Origin of the sequence: Arthrobacter sp. CAL618 (genome assembly GCF_000468215.1) — a bacterium.
GTDB lineage: Bacteria > Actinomycetota > Actinomycetes > Actinomycetales > Micrococcaceae > Arthrobacter_D.
Genome location: NZ_ASZW01000202.1, coordinates 1 through 1,635 on the forward strand (window position 1 = coordinate 1; position 1,635 = coordinate 1,635).

1 protein-coding gene and 1 pseudogene are annotated in these 1,635 nt (G+C 65.8%); one reads left to right on the forward strand and one right to left on the reverse strand.

Going from position 1 to position 1,635, the window contains the following annotated elements; all coding sequences use genetic code 11:
• Positions 1-114: 114 nt before the first annotated feature.
• Positions 115-1,071 (forward strand): acyl-CoA thioesterase, encoded by a 957-nt coding sequence (locus tag K728_RS0112295; protein ID WP_024476901.1) that lies wholly within the window; start codon positions 115-117, stop codon positions 1,069-1,071.
• Here the strand turns inward: K728_RS0112295 and K728_RS21310 are convergent.
• A pseudogene (locus K728_RS21310) lies at positions 1,068-1,635 on the reverse strand (hypothetical protein); the annotation flags it as partial. The gene K728_RS0112295 and the pseudogene K728_RS21310 overlap by 4 nt on opposite strands.

Below are 1,635 nucleotides of genomic sequence, written 5' to 3' on the forward strand. Positions count from 1 at the left end.
CCGTCTCGCGGAGATAGCCGAAAGCGTGGAACGCCAGCCAGCAGTGCAGGCCTAGTCCGGGGCGCCCCGCCGACACATAGTCCGCTGCGGCGGCTGGTGCGCGATACTGACTCAATGAATCAGACCAACTCGGTAACCCTGCGCTTCCTCGCTGCACCCACCGACCTCGGACACAGTGGTTCCGTCGACGCCGGGACGGTGCTGGAATGGGTGGATAAGGCAGCCTACGCTGCCGCCGTCGGGTGGGCGAAAAGTTACTGTGTCACCGCGTACGTCGGCAATATCCACTTCGCTGATCCGGTGAATGTGGGCGACATGGTGGAGGTCGAGGCGACCATTGTGTACACCGGGCGGTCGTCGCTGCACATCCAGACCGTGGTGTCCTCCGGTGACGTCAAAGGCGGCGACGCGTCAATGCGCAGCCAATGCCTGGTGATTTTCGTAGCGGTCGGACCGGATGGCAAGCCTGTTCCAGTACCACCGTACGAACCGTCAACCCCCGAAGAGGTCAGCCGCCGGGACGCGGCGAAGGCCCGGATCGCTGTGCGCGAGGAAATTGTCGAGGCGATGCGCGGACAGGTTTACACCGACGAAGGGACCGCCGAAAAAGTTACCCTGCGGTTCCTCGCGGCGCCGACCGACGTGAACTGGGGTGGCAAAGTGCACGGCGGCACGGTGATGGATTGGATCGATGAGGCCGCCTACGTCTGTTCGGCCCGGTACTGCGGCCAGGACACCGTGGCGGTGTTCTCCGGTGGGGTGCGGTTCTATCGGCCGCTGCTGATCGGGGACGTGGTGGAGGTGGAAGCCCGCCTGGTCTATACGGGCAACAAGGGAATGCACATCGCCGTCCACGTCAGGTCCGGAAAACCGACCGACGAGGAGATGAATCTGACCACCTACTGCCTCACCGTGATGGTGGCCAGGGATGCGAACGGCACAGCTGTGGCCGTCCCGGGGTGGATACCCCGGTCCGAAGAGGACCGCCGACTTGAGGCGCATGCGCGGGAGCTGCTGGAAATCCGGGGGCGCGCGCCGGGGAACCGGCTGCCCAACCACCTGACCCGTTAGGGGCAGGGCTTCCAGGTCTTCCCACCGGGGGCGTAACACCGGGGACCGGTATAACCCGGGAAGGGCTCCTGCGCTGGCGGTGGAGGCTGCACGACCGGAGGGGCGGGCTGCGGAGCCGGCGGAACGTAGGGCGCGGGAAGGTTTCGGACGCGCTCCCGTTCGGCTTCGGCGAGCCTTTCAGCTTCCAAAGCGGCAGCCTCGGCTGCCAGACGATCAGCTTCGGCCCGCTCGGCCGCCTCTTTTCGTTCCTGCTCAGCCACTGCTGCAGCTGCTGCCCGTTCTTTCTGCTCCGCCGCCACACGGGCTGCCTCCGCCTTCTTCGCTGCAGCGTCTGCCTTGGCCTCTGCTTCCTCAGACCTAAGCGTCTCGGCCTCGGCTTCAATTGAGGCAAGCCTCGATTCCCCGGAATCGATCGTTGCCGACAGCCCGGACAGGAGAGAAACTCCGGCGGCCGTCGAATGCGCGAGCCAGCGAACTGATTGTTCACCCGCTTTCAGAGCGCTATGCAGGGCCTTGGCTGCGACCAGGGCCGCAGCCAGGCTCCCGACCGTCGCCGCGGCTGCC